Source organism: Gordonibacter pamelaeae 7-10-1-b, assembly GCF_000210055.1.
Classification (GTDB): Bacteria; Actinomycetota; Coriobacteriia; order Coriobacteriales; family Eggerthellaceae; genus Gordonibacter; species Gordonibacter pamelaeae.
In genome coordinates this window covers 2901779-2906053 of the sequence record NC_021021.1, presented here as the reverse complement: position 1 = coordinate 2906053, position 4275 = coordinate 2901779, and the positions used below count along the sequence as shown (strand labels likewise).

The 4275-nt window shown below is 67.1% G+C and carries 4 protein-coding genes and 2 pseudogenes; all 6 read left to right on the top strand.

Features of this window, described 5'->3' with window-relative positions:
* Positions 1-198 (top strand): annotated as a pseudogene (locus tag GPA_RS13415) (3-methyl-2-oxobutanoate dehydrogenase subunit beta); the annotation flags it as partial.
* 3 nt (positions 199-201) lie between these two features.
* Entirely contained in the window at positions 202-1047 is an 846-nt protein-coding gene (locus GPA_RS13410; RefSeq protein ID WP_015540204.1) for a thiamine pyrophosphate-dependent enzyme, read from the top strand.
* Positions 1044-1580 carry a 2-oxoacid:acceptor oxidoreductase family protein gene (locus tag GPA_RS13405; protein ID WP_015540203.1) on the top strand — a complete coding sequence of 179 codons (537 nt, stop codon included), beginning with the start codon at positions 1044-1046 and terminating at the stop codon, positions 1578-1580. Before GPA_RS13410 ends, GPA_RS13405 begins: the two co-directional genes overlap by 4 nt.
* Positions 1581-1589: 9 nt before the next feature.
* Positions 1590-2141 carry a helix-turn-helix domain-containing protein gene (locus GPA_RS13400; protein ID WP_015540202.1) on the top strand — a complete coding sequence of 184 codons (552 nt, stop codon included), beginning with the start codon at positions 1590-1592 and terminating at the stop codon, positions 2139-2141.
* 12 nt (positions 2142-2153) lie between these two features.
* Positions 2154-3827 carry an AMP-binding protein gene (locus GPA_RS13395; protein ID WP_041239654.1) on the top strand — a complete coding sequence of 558 codons (1674 nt, stop codon included), beginning with the start codon at positions 2154-2156 and terminating at the stop codon, positions 3825-3827.
* 208 nt (positions 3828-4035) lie between these two features.
* A pseudogene (locus GPA_RS13390) lies at positions 4036-4275 on the top strand (peptide chain release factor family protein); the annotation flags it as partial.

The following is a 4275-nucleotide window of genomic DNA, read 5'->3' as shown; positions in this document are numbered from 1 at the left end:
GCCGCGGTGCCCACCGCCAAGGCCTTCCTCACCGTGGAGATGAACATGGGCCAGATGGTGGACGACGTGCGCCTGGCCGTGAACGGCCGCCGACCCGTGGAGTTCTTCGGCCGCACCGGCGGCGTCATCCCGACGCCGGTGGAGGTGCTGGCCCAGATCGAGGACCTGAACGAACGCATGTTGAAGGGAGGGGAGTAACCCATGGCCGATAAAGAGACCAACGTGGTGTTCGAGCGCCCGCACGCGCTCCTTCCCGTGGTGACCAATTACTGCCCGGGCTGCACGCACGGCATCATCAACCGCCTCGTGGCGGAATGCCTCGACGAGCTGGACGTGGAGGGCGATGCCGTGGGCGTGGCCCCCGTGGGCTGCTCCGTCATGGCCTACGACTTCTTCGGCTGCGACATGATCGAGGCCGCCCACGGGCGCGCGCCGGCGGTGGCCACCGCCGTGAAGCGCGTGCACCCGGGGAACGTGGTGTTCGCCTACCAGGGCGACGGCGACCTCGCCTCCATCGGCATGGCCGAGACCATCCACGCGGCCACGCGCGGCGAGAACATCACCGTCATCTTCATCAACAACGCCATCTACGGCATGACGGGCGGCCAGATGGCCCCCACGAGCCTGCCGCACCAGGTGACGCAGACCTCGCCGTACGGCCGCGACACGGACGCCGCCGGGTTCCCCATCCGCGTGTGCGAGCTGTTGAGCTCGCTCGACGGCGTGGCGTACCTGGAGCGCGTGACGGCGGACAGCCCGAAGAACGTGCGTAAGGCCAAGAAGGCCATCAAGAAGGCGTTCCAGACCCAGATCGACGGCGCGGGCTACTCGCTGGTGGAGGTGGTGGCCACGTGCCCCACGAACTGGGGCATGACGCCGCAGGACTCGTTCGCGTGGATGCGCGAGAACATGCTGCCGTACTACCCGCTGGGCGTGTACAAGGACGTGCGCGCAGACGGCTTCGCGAATGCGGCCGAGGCGGCCGCCGCGCGCGCTGCGGACTGCCCGATAGCGAACCCCGCGCCGACGGAAGGGGGTGCGCGATGAGCCGCTCCCTGAACATCGTGCTCGCCGGGTTCGGCGGCCAGGGCGTGCTGTTCGCCGGCAAGCTGATCGCCTACGCCGGCCTTCTGGAAGACCGCGAGGTGTCGTGGCTTCCCTCCTACGGCCCCGAGATGCGCGGCGGCACCGCGAACTGCAGCGTGTGCCTCTCCGACGACCCTATCGGAAGCCCGCTCGTGCTGGCGCCCGATGCGCTCGTCGCCATGAACCAGCCCTCGCTCGACAAGTTCGCCGGCGCCATGGCCGAGGGCGGCGTCGTGGTGGCCGACTCCACGCTCATCGCGAACGTCCCGGACATCCCGGGCGTGCGAATGTGCGCCCTTCCCGCCACCGCCATGGCCGAGGAGGCCGGCTTCAAGAAGCTCGCGAACATCATCATGGTCGGCAAGCTGTTCGCCGAGACGCGCTTCTGCGCCGAGGACACGCTCTGGAAGGCCATGGAGAAGTGCGTGCCGGCCAGCAAGGCCGCCATGCTGGAGATGAACAAGAAGGCCCTCACGTTGGGCATGGACGCATAAGGAGAGCGCATGGTAACCGAATTCGCCGAGATCGGCCTGCGCATCAAGGGCCTGCGCGAGGCGTGCGACGTCACGGTCGAGGACATGGCGCGCGAGCTCGAGGTGCCGGTTGGGACGTACGAGGAGTGGGAGGCCACGGGGGCGGACGTGCCCATCTCGGCCATCTACCACATGGCGCACCACTTCGGCGTGGAGTTCACGGAGATACTCACCGGCACGGCCGCCAAGCTGCAGACCTACCAGGTGGTGAAAAGCGGCGAGGGCCGCGAGGTCGACCGCTACCCGGGCTACCACTTCGAGGATCTGGCCTGGCGCTACACCGGCAAGATCATGCAGCCGCTTCTGGTGGTGCTGGACCCCTCCGACGAGCCCGCGAAGCTCGTGACCCACACCGGTCAGGAGTTCAACCTGGTCATCGAGGGCACGGTGATCGTGACCTGGGAGGACAAGGAGTTCGAGCTCAACGCCGGCGACAGCATCTACTTCAACCCCGAGCACCCGCACGGCCAGCGCTGCGGCGGCGACGTGCCCGCAAAATTCGTGACGATCATCGCAGAGTAGGAAGCACAGCCCGTGAACCACATCCTGAAAAAGTACTGTCCGCGCATCGAGTTCGACTCCTACGAGGACTTCTTCGAGAACTTCCGCATCGACGTGCCGGAGGCGTTCAACTTCGGGTTCGACGTCGTGGACGAGTGGGCGCGCGTGGAGCCCGAGAAGCGGGCGCTCGTGTGGTGCGACGACCACGACGACGAGCGCACGTTCACGTTCACCGACCTCATGCGCCTGTCGAACCAGGCGGCCAACGCGTTTTCCAAGCTGGGCATCGGCAAGGGCGACCTGGTCATGATGATCCTGCGCCGCCGCTGGGAGTACTGGGTGTGCGCGGTGGCGCTCTGCAAGCTGGGGGCCACCATCATCCCGGCTTCGTTGCAGCTCACGAAGAAGGACATCGTCTACCGTGCCAACTCGGCGCAGGTGAAGATGGTCGTGTGCGTGGACGATGCCTACGTGTGCGGCCAGATGGAGGAGGCGCTTCCGGAGTCGCCGTCCATCGAGAACCGCATCATCGTGGCGGGCGAGCGCGCGGGTTGGATGCCGTTCGACGGGCTGATCGCGGGCGAGTCCGACCAGTTCGAGCGTCCGTGCGGCCCGGCGGGCGTCACGAGCAAGGACATCATGCTCATCTACTTCACGTCCGGCACCACGGGCCTCGCGAAGGCGGTGTGCCACAACTTCGCGCACCCCTTGGGGCACATCATCACCGCGAAGTACTGGCAGCAGGTGGAGGAGGACGCGCTGCACATGAGCGTGACCGACTCCGGCTGGGCCAAGTTCGGCTGGGGCAAGATCTACGGCCAGTGGATCGCCGGCGCGACCATCTTCGCCTACGACATGGACAAGTTCGTGCCGACGAAGCTGTTGCAGAAGATCCAGGACTACCGGCTGACCACGTTCTGCGCGCCGCCCACCATGTACCGCTTCATGCTGCAGGAGGACGTGGCGGCCTACGACCTGTCGAGCGTGAAGAACTTCGCCACGGCAGGCGAGCCGCTGAACGCCGAGGTCACGCTCGCGTGGGAACGCCTGACCGGCAAGAAGATCCGCGAGGGCTTCGGCCAGACCGAGGGACCGGTGCTCCTGGCCACGTTCCCGTGGATCGAGCCGCGTCCGGGCTCGATGGGCAAGCCCTCGCCGCTGCTGAACGTGAAGCTGCTCGACGACGACGGCAACGAGGTGCCCGACGGCGAGGAGGGCGCGATCTGCGTGACCGGACTGGCGGAGGCGTACCCGCCGGGCCTGTTCGTGGGCTATTACCGCGAGCCGGAGCGCACCCGCGAGGCCGTGGGCGGGGAGTACTACAACCTGCACGACATGGCGTGGCGCGACTCGGACGGCTACTGCTTCTTCGTGGGCCGCAACGACGACGTGATCAAGTGCTCGGGCTACCGCATAGGCCCCTTCGAGGTGGAGAGCGCGCTCATCGAGCATCCGGCCGTGGTGGAGTGCGCCGTGACGGCCGCACCCGACCCCATCCGCGGCAAGGTGGTGAAGGCCACCGTCGTGCTGGCGCGCGGCTACGAGCCCTCCGACGAGCTGGTCAAAGAGCTGCAGAACCACGTGAAGCACACGACCGCGCCGTACAAGTACCCCCGCATCGTGGAGTTCGTGGACGAGCTGCCCAAGACCATCGGCGGCAAGATCAAGCGCAAGCTCATCCGCAACAACGACGGGATAGAGGACTGATCTGTTCCGGCGGCCTGACGGCCGCCGGAACTCCTTGACGCTACGAGGGGACTTCCCGCTGCCTTACTACGCCAACCTGCGCGTTTGTTTTCGCCCTGTCGCGCGAATTGCATGAACCTGCGCTATCATGGCCCTCATGGATTCCAGCCAGCCGACATACCGGGACTTCGCGCGATGGGCGCAGATGGCGCTCGAGGAGCTTGCGCGCGACTGCGATGTGCAGGTGTTCCGTGCGAGCGGGCCGGGCGGACAGTGCGTGAACACCACCGACTCCGCCGTGCGCATGGTGCACCGGCCGAGCGGCATCGCCGTCACCTCGCGCGAGTCGCGCAGCCAGTTCCGCAACCGGCAGCTGTGCCTACAGAAGCTGCGCCGCCTGTTCGAGGCCAAGGCACGCCCGCCGAAGGTGCGCCGCGCCACGAAGCCCTCGCGCCGCGCCAAGGAGGCG